General features: G+C 71.1%; 15 protein-coding genes. 14 read left to right on the top strand and 1 reads right to left on the bottom strand.

The annotated features are described in order from the left end of the window. Window positions 1-2058: ATP-binding protein (locus ACWGI8_RS23120; RefSeq protein ID WP_453663547.1), on the bottom strand; the 2058-nt coding region annotated here is incomplete at its 3' end. Between the two features lie 158 nt (window positions 2059-2216). Here ACWGI8_RS23120 and ACWGI8_RS23115 point away from each other — a divergent pair. The 14 genes from ACWGI8_RS23115 (at window position 2217) to nusB (ending at window position 15659) form a co-directional block, all read left to right on the top strand. Then, window positions 2217-2648, top strand: coding sequence for a DUF948 domain-containing protein (locus ACWGI8_RS23115; RefSeq protein ID WP_453663546.1), 432 nt, complete (start codon window positions 2217-2219; stop codon window positions 2646-2648). A gap of 6 nt (window positions 2649-2654) precedes the next feature. Beyond that, a complete protein-coding gene (locus ACWGI8_RS23110) occupies window positions 2655-3002 on the top strand; it encodes a DUF6167 family protein (protein WP_453663544.1) in 348 nt (115 codons plus the stop codon). Next, entirely contained in the window at window positions 3002-5671 is a 2670-nt protein-coding gene (gene alaS, locus ACWGI8_RS23105) for an alanine--tRNA ligase (RefSeq protein ID WP_453663543.1), read from the top strand. The genes ACWGI8_RS23110 and alaS overlap by 1 nt, the downstream gene beginning before the upstream one ends. Window positions 5672-5676: 5 nt before the next feature. Further along, the gene (ruvX, locus tag ACWGI8_RS23100) at window positions 5677-6141 is read left to right on the top strand and encodes a Holliday junction resolvase RuvX (protein WP_453663541.1); all 465 of its coding nucleotides are present in this window, start codon (window positions 5677-5679) and stop codon (window positions 6139-6141) included. 103 nt (window positions 6142-6244) lie between these two features. Further along, window positions 6245-7981, top strand: a complete 1737-nt coding sequence (gene mltG / locus ACWGI8_RS23095; RefSeq protein ID WP_453663540.1) for an endolytic transglycosylase MltG — start codon at window positions 6245-6247, stop codon at window positions 7979-7981. Further along, window positions 7959-8801: a shikimate dehydrogenase gene (locus ACWGI8_RS23090; RefSeq protein ID WP_453663538.1), complete on the top strand. Its 843-nt coding sequence runs from the start codon at window positions 7959-7961 to the stop codon at window positions 8799-8801. Before mltG ends, ACWGI8_RS23090 begins: the two co-directional genes overlap by 23 nt. Before the next feature lie 149 nt (window positions 8802-8950). Further along, window positions 8951-10135, top strand: a complete 1185-nt coding sequence (aroC, locus tag ACWGI8_RS23085; protein ID WP_453663537.1) for a chorismate synthase — start codon at window positions 8951-8953, stop codon at window positions 10133-10135. Between the two features lie 74 nt (window positions 10136-10209). Continuing rightward, window positions 10210-10692 carry a shikimate kinase gene (locus tag ACWGI8_RS23080; RefSeq protein ID WP_453663549.1) on the top strand — a complete coding sequence of 161 codons (483 nt, stop codon included), beginning with the start codon at window positions 10210-10212 and terminating at the stop codon, window positions 10690-10692. Beyond that, window positions 10689-11783, top strand: coding sequence for a 3-dehydroquinate synthase (gene aroB / locus ACWGI8_RS23075; protein WP_453663535.1), 1095 nt, complete (start codon window positions 10689-10691; stop codon window positions 11781-11783). The genes ACWGI8_RS23080 and aroB overlap by 4 nt, the downstream gene beginning before the upstream one ends. Further along, window positions 11780-12220, top strand: a complete 441-nt coding sequence (gene aroQ, locus ACWGI8_RS23070; protein WP_453663534.1) for a type II 3-dehydroquinate dehydratase — start codon at window positions 11780-11782, stop codon at window positions 12218-12220. The genes aroB and aroQ overlap by 4 nt, the downstream gene beginning before the upstream one ends. 122 nt (window positions 12221-12342) lie before the next feature. After that, the gene (locus ACWGI8_RS23065; protein WP_453663532.1) at window positions 12343-13314 is read left to right on the top strand and encodes a Pro-rich N-terminal domain-containing protein; all 972 of its coding nucleotides are present in this window, start codon (window positions 12343-12345) and stop codon (window positions 13312-13314) included. A gap of 155 nt (window positions 13315-13469) precedes the next feature. Further along, on the top strand, window positions 13470-14585 hold the full coding sequence (locus ACWGI8_RS23060; RefSeq protein WP_453663530.1) for a M24 family metallopeptidase: 1116 nt from the start codon (window positions 13470-13472) through the stop codon (window positions 14583-14585). 73 nt (window positions 14586-14658) lie between these two features. Further along, on the top strand, window positions 14659-15225 hold the full coding sequence (gene efp, locus ACWGI8_RS23055; protein ID WP_453663528.1) for an elongation factor P: 567 nt from the start codon (window positions 14659-14661) through the stop codon (window positions 15223-15225). Between the two features lie 2 nt (window positions 15226-15227). Beyond that, window positions 15228-15659 (top strand): transcription antitermination factor NusB, encoded by a 432-nt coding sequence (nusB, locus tag ACWGI8_RS23050; protein ID WP_453663527.1) that lies wholly within the window; start codon window positions 15228-15230, stop codon window positions 15657-15659. Window positions 15660-16061 lie beyond the last annotated feature (402 nt).

Genomic DNA, 16061 nt, shown 5'->3' with positions numbered 1-16061 from the left:
CTCCACGGCTTCGTCCAGCGTCAGCGCCCGCCCCTCCCGCAGGCAGGCGCCGTATCTCTCGGTCCCCAGCACCTCCCCCGCTTGCTGTTCGCACAGCGCGCGCGGCGCGCTGAAATAGCCCGAGCCGAACAGCGGCAGCCCGACCGCGTCCCACACCGGCGCAGCCGCCCCCTGCAGCACCGCGGCCTCCGCCGGATCCCCCTCGCTCGCGGTCACCAGTGCCAGCAGCTCGATCGCCAGCACCAGACCCACCAGATCGCGGAAGGTGTGGTCGATGGCGATGCACTCGCCCAGCAGCTCCCTCGCCTCCCCGTGGTCACCACGCGTCCAGCAGGCATACGCGAGCACGTACAGCGCATAGGCGCGGGTCCGGCGCTCGCCGCGCTCCGCGCAGATCTCCCGGACCTCCTCGCACAGCTCGACAGCCGCCGCCGGCTCGCCCTGAAAGACCAGCGCCATGGCCAGCTCGACCTGCGCCATCAGCACATTGCTGTTCAGCTCGCCCAGCTCCTGGTAGGCGGCGAGCGACGCGCGCAGCAGCTCCTCGGCACGCGGCATGTCGTCGTCGAGCAGCGCGAGACAGCCCATGCGGTGTGTGGAGTACGCGGCGGCCAGCCGGTTCCCGGTCGCGGCGGCGGTCTCACCGCACTCGTGCAGTGCGCCCACCCCGGCCGTGCTGTCCCCCTGAAGGATCGCCACATGGCCGAGCACCCACAGCGCCTTCAGTCTCGTGCCGTGGTGCCCCTCGTCGCCGGGCGCCGGAGCCACCGACCGCTCCAGCCAGTGCCGTCCCTCGGCGAGCCGCCCGCAGCCGACCCAGTAGAACCAGAGCGTGCCGGCCAGATACTGCGCCAGATGTGCCTCCTCCGGGTTCTCCAGGCACAGCTCGAGCGCGGCCCGCAGGTCCGGCAGCGCGGCGTCCGTGCACGCCGCGACCTCCGCCTGGCGCGGGCTGAACCAGTCGAGCTCGCACCAGGTCGCCAGACCCATGTACCAGTCCCGGTGGCGCCGTCGCATCCGTGCGGTGTCACCCAGCGCGTCCAGCCACTCCGCGCCGTACGCGCGCTGGGGGTCCCCCCCCACGCCGCAGGGCGTAGGGGGAGTGTCGAGCATCCGGTAGCGCACCCCCGCGGGGGTCTCCTCCCGGCACACCACGGACTGCGCCAGCAGCTCGGCGAGCACGTCCAGGATGTTCTCCGGCAGGAGCTCGGGCCCGCCGCAGACGTACTCCACCGCCTCCAGGTCGAAGTGCCCGGCGAACACCGACAGCCGCGCCCACAGCAGCCGCTCCTGCGGAGTGCACAGTTCATGACTCCAGCCGACCGCCGTCCGCAGAGTCCGGTGGCGCGCGAGCTCGCCCCTGGCGCCGCCGGTCAGCAGCCGGAAGCGGTCGTCGAGCCGGTGCAGCACCTCGTCGACGGCGAGCACCGCAAGCCGCCCGGCCGCCAGCTCCAGGGCCAGCGGAATGCCGTCGAGACGCCGGCACAGCTCCCGCACCGCCGCATGGTTGCCGTCGGTCAGCCGGAAGTCCGGCGCCGCCGCGGCCGCCCGGTCCACGAACAGTCGTATCGCGTCGTCCCCGGTCAGCGGCGTCAGCGGCAGGACGGTCTCGCCGGCGATCCGCAGCGGCCGGCGGCCCGCGGCGAGCACCCGCAGCCCGGGCGCGCGGCGCAGCAGCTCACGTACGAGCGCGGCGCACTCCTCGACGAGCTGCTCGAACCCGTCGAGGACGAGGAGGAGTTCGCGGTCGGCGAGATGGTCCAGGAGCACCGTCCGCGGGGGCCGGCTGGTGTGGTCGGTGAGGCCGAGCGCCTCGACGAGGGTGTGCTCCAGCAGCCCCGGGTCGCGTAGCGCCGACAGCTCCGCGATCCGCACCCCGTCGCAGTAGCGTTTCTCCAGGTCGGCCGCCGCGCGAAGAACGAGCCGGGTCTTGCCGACGCCGCCCGCCCCGGCCACCGTGACCAGCCGGGAGTCCGCCAGCAGGCGTTCCAGTTCGGACAGTTCGTCGTCGCGTCCCACGAACCGGTTGAGCTCCGCCGGGAGATTGCTCCGTCGCATGGGACACGGAGCGTACCTACATGTAAGCAGTCCGTACAATCGGCCTGTGCAACTCCCGTCCCGCGGGCCACCGATCCGGTACGGGGGGCGACCTCCGGCGCGATAGGGTCGGAGGACAACTTTCGAAGTGCCCATCGACGAGCAGAGAGCGGTGCAGCGTGACCGGTGGAGAGGTTGCCGGGATCCTGGTGGCCGTGTTCTGGGCGATCCTGGTCTCCTTCCTCGCCGTGGTGCTGGTGAGACTGGCGCAGACGCTCAGGGCGACCACCAAGCTGGTGGCGGACGTGACGGAGCAGGCCGTGCCGCTGCTGGCCGACGCCTCCGCGACCGTACGCTCCGCGCAGACCCAGCTCGACCGGGTCGACGCCATCGCCTCCGACGTCCAGGAGGTCACCTCCAACGCCTCGGCGCTCTCCACGACCGTCGCCTCGACCTTCGGCGGCCCGCTCGTCAAGGTCGCCGCCTTCGGCTACGGCGTACGCCGGGCGATGAGCCGCAACAAGACCGACGCGCCGCCCGCGCAGTCCCGGCGCACGGTCATCGTCGGCCGCACCGTGCCGGCCGCCAGGCGCCGCAAGCAGAAGGGCTGAGCCGCGATGTTCCGTCGTGCGTTCTGGTTCACCGCGGGCGCCGCTGCCGGTGTGTGGGCCACGACCAAGGTCAATCGCAAACTCAAGCAGCTGACCCCCGAGAGCCTGGCCGCGCAGGCCGCCAACAAGGCGATCGAGACCGGACACCGGCTCAAGGACTTCGCCCTCGACGTCCGGGCCGGAATGGTTCAGCGCGAGACCGAGCTCGGCGAGGCACTGGGCATCGAGGCACCCGCCGACCGCGGGCTACCCGCGCAGCGGAGCCTCGGGGCTCCCGAAAACCAGAAGCAGGACAAGAAGCACTACGAGATGCTTTACGAGAAGCACTCGTACAACCGGAATGAGGACCACTGATGGAGTCGGCTGAAATCCGCCGCCGCTGGCTGAGCTTCTTCGAGGAGCGCGGGCACACCGTCGTGCCTTCGGCGTCGCTCATCGCGGACGACCCGACTCTGCTGCTGGTCAACGCGGGCATGGTCCCCTTCAAGCCGTACTTCCTGGGCGAGACCAAGCCGCCCGCCCCGCGCGCCACCAGCGTGCAGAAGTGCGTGCGTACGCCGGACATCGAAGAGGTCGGCAAGACCACCCGCCACGGCACCTTCTTCCAGATGTGCGGCAACTTCTCCTTCGGCGACTACTTCAAGGAAGGCGCCATCAAGTACGCCTGGGAGCTGCTCACCAGCTCCGTGGCGGACGGCGGCTACGGCCTGGAGCCGGAGAAGCTCTGGATCACGGTCTACCTCGACGACGACGAGGCCGAGCGCATCTGGCGCGAGGTCGTCGGCGTGCCCGCCGAGCGCATCCAGCGCCTCGGCAAGAAGGACAACTTCTGGTCCATGGGCGTCCCCGGCCCCTGCGGCCCCTGCTCGGAGATCAACTACGACCGCGGCCCCGACTTCGGCGTCGAGGGCGGCCCCGCCGTCAACGACGAGCGCTACGTGGAGATCTGGAACCTGGTCTTCATGCAGTACGAGCGTGGCGAGGGCTCCGGCAAGGAGGACTTCGAGATCGTCGGCGACCTGCCCAGCAGGAACATCGACACCGGTCTCGGCCTCGAGCGCCTCGCCATGATCCTGCAGGGCGTGCAGAACATGTACGAGACCGACACCCTGCGCGTCGTCATGGACAAGGCCACCGAGCTCACCGGCGTCCGCTACGGCGAGAACCATGGCTCGGACGTCTCGATGCGCGTGGTCGCCGACCACCTCCGTACGTCCGTGATGCTCATCGGTGACGGCGTCACCCCCGGCAACGAGGGCCGTGGCTACGTCCTGCGCCGCATCATGCGCCGCGCCATCCGCAACATGCGCATGCTCGGCGCCACCGAGCCGGTCGTCGCCGCCCTCGTCGACGTGGTCATCAAGACCATGGGCCAGCAGTACCCGGAGCTGGAGACCGACCGCAAGCGCATCGAGACGGTCGCGCTCGCCGAGGAGGCCGCCTTCCTCAAGGCCCTCAAGGGCGGGACGAACATCCTCGACACCGCCGTCACCGAGACCAAGGCCGCCGGCGGCACCGTGCTCGCCGGCGACAAGGCCTTCCTGCTCCATGACACCTGGGGCTTCCCGATCGACCTCACCCTGGAGATGGCCGCCGAGCAGGGCCTTTCCGTGGACGAGGACGGCTTCCGCCGTCTGATGAAGGAGCAGCGGGAGCGCGCCAAGGCCGACGCCAAGGCCAAGAAGACCGGCCACGCCGATCTGTCCGCCTACCGCGAGGTCGCCGACACCTCCGGCTCGACGGAGTTCACGGGCTACGGCTCGACCGAGGGTGAGTCGACCATCGTCGGTCTGCTCGTCGACGGTGTCCCGTCGCCGGCCGCCTCCGAGGGCGACGAGGTCGAGGTCGTCCTCGACCGCACCCCCTTCTACGCCGAGGGCGGCGGCCAGCTCGCCGACCAGGGCCGGATCAAGCTCGACACCGGCGCCGTCATCGAGATCCGCGACGTACAGCAGCCCGTCCCCGGCGTCTCCGTGCACAAGGGCTCGGTGCAGGTCGGCGAGGTGACCGTGGGCGCCTCCGCCTACGCCGCCATCGACGTCAAGCGCCGCCGCGCCATCGCTCGCGCCCACAGCGCCACCCACCTCACCCACCAGGCGCTGCGCGACGCCCTCGGCCCGACGGCCGCCCAGGCCGGCTCCGAGAACTCGCCGGGCCGCTTCCGCTTCGACTTCGGTTCGCCCGCCGCCGTCCCCGGCACGGTCCTGACGGACGTCGAGCAGAAGATCAACGAGGTCCTGGCCCGTGAGCTCGACGTCCAGGCCGAGATCATGAGCATCGACGAGGCCAAGAAGCAGGGCGCCATCGCCGAGTTCGGCGAGAAGTACGGCGAGCGGGTCCGCGTCGTCACCATCGGCGACTTCTCCAAGGAGCTCTGCGGTGGCACGCACGTGCACAACACCGCCCAGCTGGGCCTGGTGAAGCTGCTCGGCGAGTCGTCGATCGGCTCGGGCGTACGCCGTATCGAGGCCCTCGTCGGCGTCGACGCGTACAACTTCCTGGCCAAGGAGCACACGGTCGTCGCCCAGCTCCAGGAGCTGGTCAAGGGCCGCTCCGAGGAGCTGCCGGAGAAGATCGCCGCCATGCTCGGCAAGCTGAAGGACGCCGAGAAGGAGATCGAGAAGTTCCGCGCGGAGAAGGTGCTCCAGGCCGCCGCCGGGCTCGTCGAGTCCGCCAAGGACGTCCGCGGCACCGCCCTGGTCACCGGCCAGGTCCCGGACGGCGCCTCGGCCGACGACCTGCGCAAGCTGGTCCTCGATGTCCGTGGCCGCATCCAGGGTGACCGCCCTGCCGTCGTGGCCCTGTTCACCACCGCGAGCGGCCGCCCGCTGACCGTCATCGCCACCAACGAGGCCGCCCGTGAGCGTGGCCTCAAGGCCGGCGAGCTGGTCCGCACCGCCGCCAAGACCCTCGGCGGCGGCGGTGGCGGCAAGCCGGACGTCGCCCAGGGCGGCGGCCAGAACCCGGACGCGATCGGCGACGCCATCGAGGCTGTCGAGCGTCTCGTGGCCGAGACGGCCTGATCCTCATGCGCAGAGGACGTCGTCTCTCGATCGACGTCGGGGACGCACGGATCGGGGTCGCCTCGTGCGACCCCGACGGGGTCCTCGCCACGCCGGTGGAGACCGTGCCGGGTCGTGACATCCCGGCCGCCCACCGGCGACTGCGGCAGATCGTCGAGGAGTACGAGCCGATCGAGGTCGTGGTCGGTCTGCCCCGCTCCCTGAGCGGCGGCGAGGGCCCGGCGGCGGCCAAGGTCCGCGCGTTCGCCCAGGAGCTGGCCCGCGGAATCGTCCCCGTACCCGTGCGGCTCGTGGACGAGAGGATGACCACAGTGACGGCCAGTCAGGGCCTGCGGGCGTCGGGCGTGAAGTCCAAAAAGGGCCGGTCTGTCATCGATCAGGCAGCCGCTGTGATCATCCTTCAGAACGCTCTGGAGTCCGAACGGGTATCAGGTAATCCGCCCGGCGAGGGCGTCGAAGTGGTCATCTGATCGCGATACGGTAACGTTCCGCGCGATGCGGCGGCGTTCGAACAGCTGCCGCACAACGTAGAGGCGGACCGTCCGGTGCCTGCCTCGCGGCACTAGGGGATCGATGACTGAGTATGGCCGGGGCCCCGGCTCCGAACCGTGGCATCCCGAGGATCCGCTGTACGGGGACCAGGGATGGAGAGGACAGCAGGCCGAACCCGGCCCTGCGTCCTACGGCGGCCAGCCGCAGCAGCAGTACCCGCAGCAGCCGCAGGCGCAGTCGTACTACGGGAGCGGAAACGATCCGCAGTACTCGACGGGCTATCAGCAGCAGTACTCGCCTCAGCAGTACTCGCCTCAGCAGTACGACGGGCAGCAGTACCCGCCTCAGCAGTATCCGCCCCAGCAGTACGGCGAGACCTGGGACACCGGTCAGCAGCGTGTCTGGGACACCGGCCAGCAGCCCGTCTGGGACACCGGTCAGCAGCCCGCGATGCCGTACGACCCGAACACGGGAGCCGCCCCGTACGGCGGCGCGGACTACTACGGGACGCCCGAGGCCTACCCGCCGCCGCAGCCTCCCGGCCGCCGCACCGCCCCGGCAGCGGAACCGCACCGGGCGCCCGAGCCGGAACCCGACTGGCAGACGGACCCGCAGCAGGAAGAGGACCATCCCTTCTTCACGGGTGACGACGGCCACGACGACGGCGGGGACGACGACCCGGCAGGGGGCGGTCGCCGCGGCGGCCGTGACGGCCGCGGCCCCGCAAAGAAGAAGAAAAAGGGCCGCAACGGCTTCGCGTGCCTGTTCGTCGCGGTGGTCCTGGTCGGTGGAGCCGGCGGTGCCGGCTACGTCGGATACCAGTTCTGGCAGGGCCAGTTCGGCGCCGCGCCGGACTACGAGGGCGCGGGCACCGGCACCGTCGAGGTCGAGATCCCTCTGGGCGCGAGCGGCACCGAGATCGGAAACGCCCTCAAGAAGGCCGGCGTCGTGAAGAGCGTCGACGCGTTCGTCTCGGCCCAGAACAAGAATCCCAAAGGTACGAGCATCCAGCCCGGCGTATATATCCTGAAAAAGGAGATGTCCGGCGCGAATGCGGTCAAGGCGATGCTCGATCCCAGCAGCCGCAACGCCATGTCGATTCCCGAGGGGCAGCGGAACGTCCAGATCTACGCCCGGATCGACAAACGGCTCGATCTCGCACCTGGCACCACGAAAAAGGTGGCCTTGGCCCAGGCGAAGAATCTCGGACTGCCCGACTGGGCGCAGGGCCACCCGAACCTCAAGGACCCGCTGGAAGGTTTCCTCTTCCCCGCCACCTATCCGGTCGCCAAGGGCAGCAAGCCGGAGGACATCCTCGCGAAGATGGTCGCCCGGGCCAAGGCGGAATACACCAAGGCCGGCGTCGAGACCAAGGCGAATCAGCTCGGCCTCGAAGGGCCCTGGGAACTGATCACCGTCGCCAGCCTGGTGCAGGCCGAAGGCAAGACGCAGGACGACTACCGGAAGATGGCGGAGGTCGTCTACAACCGCCTGAAGCCGACCAACACCGAGACGAATCAGCTGCTCCAGTTCGACTCCACCTTCAACTATCTGAAGGGCCGGAGCGACATCAAGATCGGCGAAGCCGAGATCAACAGCAACAAGGACCCGTACAACACGTACACGCGGAAGGGGCTGACCCCCGGGCCCATCGGCAACCCGGGCCTGCAGGCACTGCAGGGGACCCTGAGTCCCACCAAGGACGGCTGGATGTACTTCGTGGCGACCGACGGCAAGCACAAGACGGAATTCGCCAAGACGATCGCCGAGTTCCAGAAGCTGAAGGACAAGTTCAATGAACAGTCGGGTAACGGCTGAGGCCCGCAGGGCCGCGGTCCTAGGGTCGCCCATCGCCCACTCGCTGTCGCCGGTGCTGCACCGCGCCGCGTATGCGGCACTCGGCCTCAGCGACTGGTCGTACGAACGCTTCGAGGTGAGCGAGGCGGATCTCGAGGGCTTCGTGACGGGGCTCGACAGCTCCTGGGCAGGGCTGTCCCTGACCATGCCGCTCAAGCGGGCGATCATTCCGCTGCTGGACGAGGTCAGCGACACCGCGGCCGCCGTCGAGGCCGTCAACACCGTCGTCTTCACCGAGGACGGCCGCCGCACCGGCGACAACACGGACATCCCCGGCATGGTCGCCGCGCTGCGCGAGCGCGGCGTCGAGAAGGTGGAGTACGCCGCCGTCCTCGGCGCCGGTGCGACCGCGTCCTCCGCGCTCGCCGCGCTCGCCCGGATCTGCACCGGCCCGGTCACCGCCTACGTACGCAGCCATGTCCGGGCCGAGGAGATGCGCGGCTGGGGCGAGCGGCTGGGCGTCGAGGTGCACACGGCCGACTGGGCGGAGGCGGGTCATGCCTTCGACGCCCCGCTCGTCGTCGCGACCACCCCCGCCGGAGCGACGGACGCCCTCGTCCCGTACGTTCCCGACCGCCCCGGCACCCTCTTCGACGTCCTCTACGAGCCGTGGCCGACCCCGCTCGCGGCGGCCTGGGCCGAGCAGGACGGCTCCGTCGTCGGCGGCCTCGACCTGCTGGTGCACCAGGCCGTGCTCCAGGTCGAGCAGATGACCGGCCGCTCCCCGGCGCCGCTCGCCGCCATGCGCGCGGCGGGCGAGGAAGCGCTCGCCGCACGCTGATTTCGCGCCGCCGCCCGTCGCAATCACGTCCGCCTGCTGGACCACCGGCCTGGTCCGGGGGCCGGACGTGGGAGGATCAGGGGAGGCGGGCCAGGGCCGCGCACCCGGTCGCGCCGTCGCAGTTCCAGGCGCGAGCATGAGGAGCACCGTTGAGCAGGTTGCGCTGGCTGACCGCGGGGGAGTCGCACGGCCCCGCACTGGTGGCGACGCTGGAGGGTCTTCCCGCCGGTGTCCCGATCACCACGGAGATGGTGGCGGACCACCTTGCCCGGCGGCGCCTCGGCTATGGACGCGGTGCGCGGATGAAGTTCGAGCGTGACGAGGTCACCTTCCTGGGCGGTGTGCGCCACGGCCTCACCATGGGCTCGCCCGTCGCCGTCATGGTCGGCAACACCGAGTGGCCGAAGTGGGAGAAGGTCATGGCGGCCGACCCGGTCGACCCGGCCGAGCTCGCCGAACTGGCCCGCAACGCCCCGCTGACCCGCCCCCGGCCCGGCCACGCCGACCTCGCCGGTATGCAGAAGTACGGCTTCGACGAGGCCCGGCCCATCCTGGAGCGCGCCAGCGCCCGGGAGACCGCCGCGCGCGTCGCCCTCGGCGCGGTCGCCCGCTCCTACCTCAAGGAGACCGCGGGCATCGAGATCGTCTCGCATGTCGTGGAGCTGGCCGCCGCGAAGGCCCCGTACGGCGTCTACCCGACGCCCGCCGATGTCGAGAAGCTGGACGCCGACCCGGTCCGCTGCCTCGACGCGGACGCGTCGAAGGCGATGGTCGCCGAGATCGACCAGGCCCACAAGGACGGCGACACCCTCGGCGGTGTGGTGGAGGTGCTCGCGTACGGCGTGCCCGTCGGCCTCGGCTCGCACGTCCACTGGGACCGGCGTCTCGACGCCCGCCTCGCCTCTGCCCTCATGGGCATCCAGGCCATCAAGGGCGTCGAGGTCGGCGACGGCTTCGAGCTGGCCCGCGTCCCCGGCTCCAAGGCGCACGACGAGATCGTCGCTACTGAGGACGGCATCAAGCGCACCTCCGGCCGCTCCGGCGGCACCGAGGGCGGTCTCACGACGGGCGAGCTGCTGCGCGTACGGGCGGCGATGAAGCCGATCGCGACCGTGCCCCGGGCGCTGAAGACCATCGACGTCAGCACCGGCGAGGCCGCCGCCGCCCACCACCAGCGCTCCGACGTCTGCGCCGTGCCGGCCGCCGGCATCGTCGCGGAGGCCATGGTGGCGCTGGTCCTGGCCGACGCGGTCGCCGAGAAGTTCGGCGGGGACAGCGTCACCGAGACCCGCCGCAATGTGCAGTCGTACCTCGACCACCTGGCCATCCGGTGAGCGACGCACGCGACGCACGCGACCCACGCGACGCACGTGAGGCCGCCGGGCCGCGGGTCGTTCTGATCGGGCCGATGGGCGTCGGCAAGACCACCGTCGGCGCCCTCCTCGCCGAGCGCCTCGGCACCGGGTACCGGGACACCGACGCCGACATCGTGGCCGCCCAGGGCCGGGAGATCGCGGACATCTTCATCGAGGAAGGTGAGCCGCACTTCCGCGAGCTGGAGCGTGCTGCGGTGTGTCACGCCGTCGCGGAGCACGAGGGCGTCCTGTCCCTCGGCGGCGGCGCCATCCTCGACGAGGGCACCCGCGAGCTGCTGTCGGGTCTGTCCGTCGTCTATCTGTCGATGGACGTCGAGGAGGCCGTACGCCGCGTCGGGCTCAACACCGCCCGCCCGCTGCTCGCCGTCAACCCGCGCCGCCAGTGGCGCGAGCTGATGGAGGCCCGTCGGCATCTGTACACCGAAGTCGCGCGTGTCGTCGTCGCCACGGACGACCGCACCCCCGAAGAGGTCGCGCAGGCGGTCCTCGACGCACTCGAATTGAAGGACGTATGACCGAGCAGGCAGTGACCCGTATCCAGGTCGGCGGCACCGCGGGCACCGATCCTTACGAGGTGCTCGTCGGCCGGCAGCTGCTGGGCGAACTCCCCGGGCTGATCGGCTCCAAGGCCAAGCGTGTCGCCGTGATCCACCCCGAGGCGCTCGCCGAGACCGGCGACGCGGTCCGCCAGGACCTCGCCGACCAGGGGTACGAGGCCGTCGCCATCCAGGTACCCAACGCCGAGGAGGCCAAGACCGTCGAGGTCGCGGCGTACTGCTGGAAGGCGCTCGGCCAGACCGGTTTCACCCGTACCGATGTCATCGTCGGCGTCGGCGGCGGGGCGACGACCGACCTGGCCGGCTTCGTCGCGGCGTCGTGGCTGCGCGGGGTGCGCTGGATCGCGATCCCGACCACGGTCCTCGCCATGGTCGACGCGGCCGTCGGCGGCAAGACCGGCATCAACACCGCCGAGGGCAAGAACCTCGTCGGCGCCTTCCACCCGCCGGCCGGTGTGCTCTGCGACCTCGGCGCGCTGGACTCGCTGCCCGTCCACGACTACGTCAGCGGCCTGGCCGAGATCATCAAGGCCGGTTTCATCGCCGACCCGGTGATCCTCGACCTGATCGAGGCGGACCCGGAGGCCGCCCGCACCCCGTCCGGACCGGACACGGCCGAGCTGATCGAGCGCTCCATCCGCGTCAAGGCCGAGGTCGTCTCCAACGACCTCAAGGAGTCGGGCCTGCGCGAGATCCTCAACTACGGCCACACGCTGGCGCACGCCATCGAGAAGAACGAGCGCTACAAGTGGCGGCACGGTGCCGCCGTATCGGTCGGTATGGTCTTCGCCGCCGAACTCGGCCGTCTCGCCGGGCGGTTGGACGACGCGACCGCCGACCGGCACCGCACCGTCCTGGAGTCCGTCGGTCTGCCGCTGACGTACCGCGGCGATCAGTGGCCGAAGCTCCTGGAGACCATGAAGGTCGACAAGAAGTCCCGCGGTGATCTGCTGCGCTTCATCGTGCTCGACGGCCTGGCCAAGCCGACGGTGCTGGAGGGCCCGGACCCGGCGGTGCTGCTGGCGGCGTTCGGCGAGGTGTCCGCATGAGCCGCAAGGTCTTCGTCCTCAACGGGCCGAACCTCGGCCGGCTCGGCTCGCGCGAGCCCGATGTGTACGGCGCCACGTCGTACACGGGACTGGTCGACGCCTGCCAGTCGCTGGGCAAGGAGCTCGGCTTCGACGTCGACGTACGCGAGACGAACGACGAGGGGGAGATGATCCGCTGGCTGCACGAGGCGGCCGACGGTGCCGTCCCCGTCGTTCTGAACCCCGGCGCGTTCACGCACTACTCGTACGGGATGCGCGACGCGGCCGCCCAGCGGACCGCCCCGCTCATCGAGGTGCACATCTCGAATCCGTACGCACGGGAGGAATTCCGCCACACTTCGGTCGTCGCGGCGGTCGCCTCCGGAACGGTCGCGGGCTTCGGGATCGGCTCGTACCGGCTGGCCCTGCGCGCGCTGGCCGACGAACTCACCGGCTGACGGGGCACTCTGTACCGGCCCCGGCCGTTGCCACAGTGGCGGCCGGGGAGGGTACCGTTCGGTGCGGGCCGGTGAACTGCCGCCCGACCAGCGTGAAGTCGTACGAGACGGAGTGGCACCGGATGCAGCACGCAGTGGGAGCTCCGCTGCCGCCCAACGGGTCGGGGCGCTTTCCGGGACACGTTCCCGGACCCGGCCCCGTTCCCGGACCCGGCCCCGTTCCCGGACCCTTTCCTGGGCCGGTCACGGCATCCGGTCCCGTTCCCGGACCGGTCACGGCATCCGGCCCCGGGCCCGTGCCGGGCCACGGCCCGGTGGCGGGGTGGGAGCACCAGGCGCAGCACCCCGGCCCTCCGCCGCCGCAGGGCATGCCCTCTCCCGGCTGGAGCGGCCCCGCCCCGCAGCACGCCCCGTTGCCTCCGTCCCGTGACACCACGGGCCACATTCAGCTGCCCCCCGGCGGACCGGTTCCCATACCCTCGCCCACAGCCTCGCCCGGGGGGACCCCCACACCCCCTGCCGACAGCGGCACCGGTCCGGCCACTCTCGCGGTCCTCCTGATCGGCCCGGCAGGCGCGGGCAAGACGACCGTCGCCCGGCACTGGGCCAAGCACCGCCGCGTGCCCACCGCGCACATCAGCCTGGACGACGTCCGCGAATGGGTCTGCTCCGGCTTCGCCGACCCCCAGTCCGGCTGGAACGACCAGTCCGAGGCCCAGTACCGCCTCGCCCGCCGCACCTGCGGCTTCGCCGCCCGCAACTTCCTGGCCAACGGCATTTCGTGCATCCTCGACGACGCCGTCTTCCCCGACCGCCCGGTGGTCGGCCTCGGCGGCTGGAAGCGGCACGTCGGCCCCGGCCTGCTGCCCGTCGTACTGCTCCCCGGGCTGGAGATCGTCCTGGAGCGCAACGCGGAGCGCAGCGGAAACCGCCGGCTCTCCGACGAAGAGGTCGCCAGCATCCACGGCCGTATGGCCGGCTGGTACGGCTCGGGCCTGCCGATCATCGACAACTCCCAGTGCGACGTGGAAACGACGGCCCGCATCCTCGACGACGTCCTGGCCCGCGCCCTGATGAGCCCGCCCGCCTGGTAACTCCCGATACGCCCCGCCGGGGTCCTCCAGGGCCGACGGCCCAAGGGGATGTCGGGGCGCGGGGCCCGGGCCGCAGACCCGGTCACCGCCTCGCCGGTGGCCCGGTCGGACGCCCTCAACCGGCCGGATCGCGCCGTCGCTCTTAGGCTCGTGGCATGTCCGAGGTGTTCGCTGCCCGCCGAGGCCGGCTGCGCGACCGATGCGCCGCTGCCGGAACTGCCGCGGCGCTGGTGTCCCGGCCTGCCAATGTCCGCTATCTCGCGGGCGGAGCCCCGCTTGGCGCCGTGCTGCTGCTGAGCCCCGCCGGCGCCGCCGACGATGTCCTGCTGTGCCCGACCGTGCCCAGTGGCGACCCCACCGACGGGCGGCTGGACGAGAAGCTGCGGCTGACCGTGCTGCCCACGCACGGGGGAGACCCCGCCGTCGCCGCCGCGCAGGTCGCCGGGACCGCCGGGGCGGACTCCCTCGGCGTCGAGGAACACCACCTCACCGTCGCCCGCCACCGCGCCATCGGCTCGGTCGCACCCCGGCTCCTCCTCGCCGACCTCGGTGGAGCCGTCGAGCAGCAGCGGATGGTGAAGGACGAGGACGAGATCGCGTGCCTGCGGATCGCCGCGGAGATCACCGACCAGGCCCTCGGCGAGCTGCTCGAGTCGATCCTCGTCGGCCGCACCGAGCGGCATCTCGCCCTGGAGCTGGAGCGGCGCCTCGTCGACCACGGCGCCGACGGACCCGGCTTCCCGACGTCCGTCGCCACCGGCCCGAACGCCGGACGCGGCGGCCACCGCCCCTCGGACCGGCGCGTCGAGGAGGGCGATTTTCTCTCCGTCTGCCTGGGCGCCAACTACCGCGGCTACCGCTGCGAGATCGGCCGTACCTTCGTCATCGGCACGACCCCCGCGGACTGGCAGATCGAGCTGTACGACCTGGTCTTCGCCGCTCAGCGGGCCGGCCGCGAGGCCCTGATGCCCGGTGCCGAGTACCGCGACGTCGACCGGGCGGCCCGGCACGTACTCGACGCTGCGGGCTACGGGGAGGGCCTGGCGCCCTGGACCGGGCACGGTGTAGGACTGGAAATCGACGAGGACCCGCAGCTGGCACCTGCCGCCATGGGTAAACTGGACGCTTGTGTGCCGGTCACCGTCGAACCGGGGGTCCACCTCCCGGGCCGGGGCGGGGTCCGGATCGATGACACGCTCGTCGTGCGCCAGGAGGCGGACGGCGGACCCGAGCTACTCACCATCACGACCAAGGAGCTGCTCGCGCTCTAGAGCGCGCGGCGGCAGCGCGCACCTTCGCCTTCCTCGGTCGTCCACCAGCGTCAGTCCAGGAGATTCCGCAACCGTGGCCACCACGAACGACCTCAAGAACGGCATGGTGCTCAAGCTCGACAACGACCAGCTCTGGTCCGTCGTCGAGTTCCAGCACGTCAAGCCCGGCAAGGGCCCGGCCTTCGTGCGCACCAAGCTCAAGAACGTGCTGTCCGGCAAGATCGTCGACAAGACGTTCAACGCCGGCGTCAAGGTCGAGACGGCCACCGTCGACCGCCGCGACATGCAGTTCTCGTACATGGACGGCGACTACTTCGTCTTCATGGACATGCAGACCTACGACCAGCTGCACGTCTCCCGCCCCGCCGTCGGTGACGCCGCGAACTTCCTCATCGAGGGCTTCACCGCGACCGTCGCCACGCACGAGGGCGAGGTGCTCTACGTCGAGCTCCCGGCCGCCGTCGAGCTGGTCATCAAGGAGACCGAGCCGGGCGTGCAGGGCGACCGCTCCACCGGTGGCACCAAGCCCGCCACCCTGGAGACCGGCTACACCATCCAGGTCCCGCTCTTCATCACCACCGGTGAGAAGATCAAGGTCGACACCCGTTCCGGCGACTACCTCGGCCGGGTGAACAGCTAACCGTGGCTGCCCGCAACAAGGCCCGCAAGCGTGCCTTCCAGATCCTCTTCGAGGCCGACCAGCGCGGTGCCTCCGTGCGGGAAGTCCTCGCGGACTGGATCCGGCACTCGCGGTCCGACGACCGTCAGCCGCCGGTCGGTGAGTACACGATGGAGCTGGTCGAGGGGTACGCGGAGCACGCGGCCCGTATCGACGAACTCATCGCCACCTACGCGGTCGGCTGGACGCTCGACCGCATGCCGGTCGTCGACCGCAACATCCTGCGGCTCGGCGCGTACGAGCTCGTGTGGGTGGACGAGACCCCGGACGCCGTGGTGATCGACGAGGCGGTGCAGCTCGCCAAGGAGTTCTCCACGGACGAGTCGCCGTCCTTCGTGAACGGCCTGCTGGGCCGTTTCAAGGACCTGAAGCCGAGCCTGCGCCGGGACGCCTGAGCCCGGTGGCCGAGCCACGAAGGCCCGCAGCGAGTGCGCTGCGGGCCTTCGGCGTATCTGCGTGCGCCGAGCGGTGCAGGCGCGTGGCGCCGCCCGCACCTCCGGTGGGGTCGTAGCACCCCTCCGCACCTCCGGTGGGGTCGTAGCGCCCAGCCGCACCTCCGGTGGGGACGTAGCGCCCAGCCGCACCTCCGGTGGGGGACGTACCGCCACGCACCGCTGGTGGCGACGTAACCCCCGCACTTCCGGTGGGGGACGTAGCGCCCCGCCGCACTTCCGGTGGGTACCGCCCGCACCGCTGGTGGCGACGTACACACCCGCTGGGGACGTGGCACCGCTGGCATCTCCGGTGGGGACGTAGAGCCGCTCGCTCTCCGGTCCGGTGGCCCCGGGGTGCCGTCC

The organism is Streptomyces sp. NPDC054841 (assembly GCF_053611045.1).
The sequence above is the reverse complement of the archived record's forward strand: the minus strand, read 5'-3'. Positions and strand labels throughout refer to the sequence as shown.

Bases quoted from the DNA above. Each gene is read 5' to 3' on its own strand.
- ACWGI8_RS23110 (WP_453663544.1), top strand. From the start codon at position 2,655: ATGTTCCGTCGTGCGTTCTGGTTCACCGCGGGCGCCGCTGCCGGTGTG.
- alaS (WP_453663543.1), top strand. From the start codon at position 3,002: ATGGAGTCGGCTGAAATCCGCCGCCGCTGGCTGAGCTTCTTCGAGGAG.
- ruvX (WP_453663541.1), top strand. From the start codon at position 5,677: ATGCGCAGAGGACGTCGTCTCTCGATCGACGTCGGGGACGCACGGATC.
- mltG (WP_453663540.1), top strand. From the start codon at position 6,245: ATGACTGAGTATGGCCGGGGCCCCGGCTCCGAACCGTGGCATCCCGAG.
- ACWGI8_RS23090 (WP_453663538.1), top strand. From the start codon at position 7,959: ATGAACAGTCGGGTAACGGCTGAGGCCCGCAGGGCCGCGGTCCTAGGG.
- ACWGI8_RS23080 (WP_453663549.1), top strand. From the start codon at position 10,210: ATGGGCGTCGGCAAGACCACCGTCGGCGCCCTCCTCGCCGAGCGCCTC.
- aroB (WP_453663535.1), top strand. From the start codon at position 10,689: ATGACCGAGCAGGCAGTGACCCGTATCCAGGTCGGCGGCACCGCGGGC.
- aroQ (WP_453663534.1), top strand. From the start codon at position 11,780: ATGAGCCGCAAGGTCTTCGTCCTCAACGGGCCGAACCTCGGCCGGCTC.
- ACWGI8_RS23065 (WP_453663532.1), top strand. From the start codon at position 12,343: ATGCAGCACGCAGTGGGAGCTCCGCTGCCGCCCAACGGGTCGGGGCGC.
- ACWGI8_RS23060 (WP_453663530.1), top strand. From the start codon at position 13,470: ATGTCCGAGGTGTTCGCTGCCCGCCGAGGCCGGCTGCGCGACCGATGC.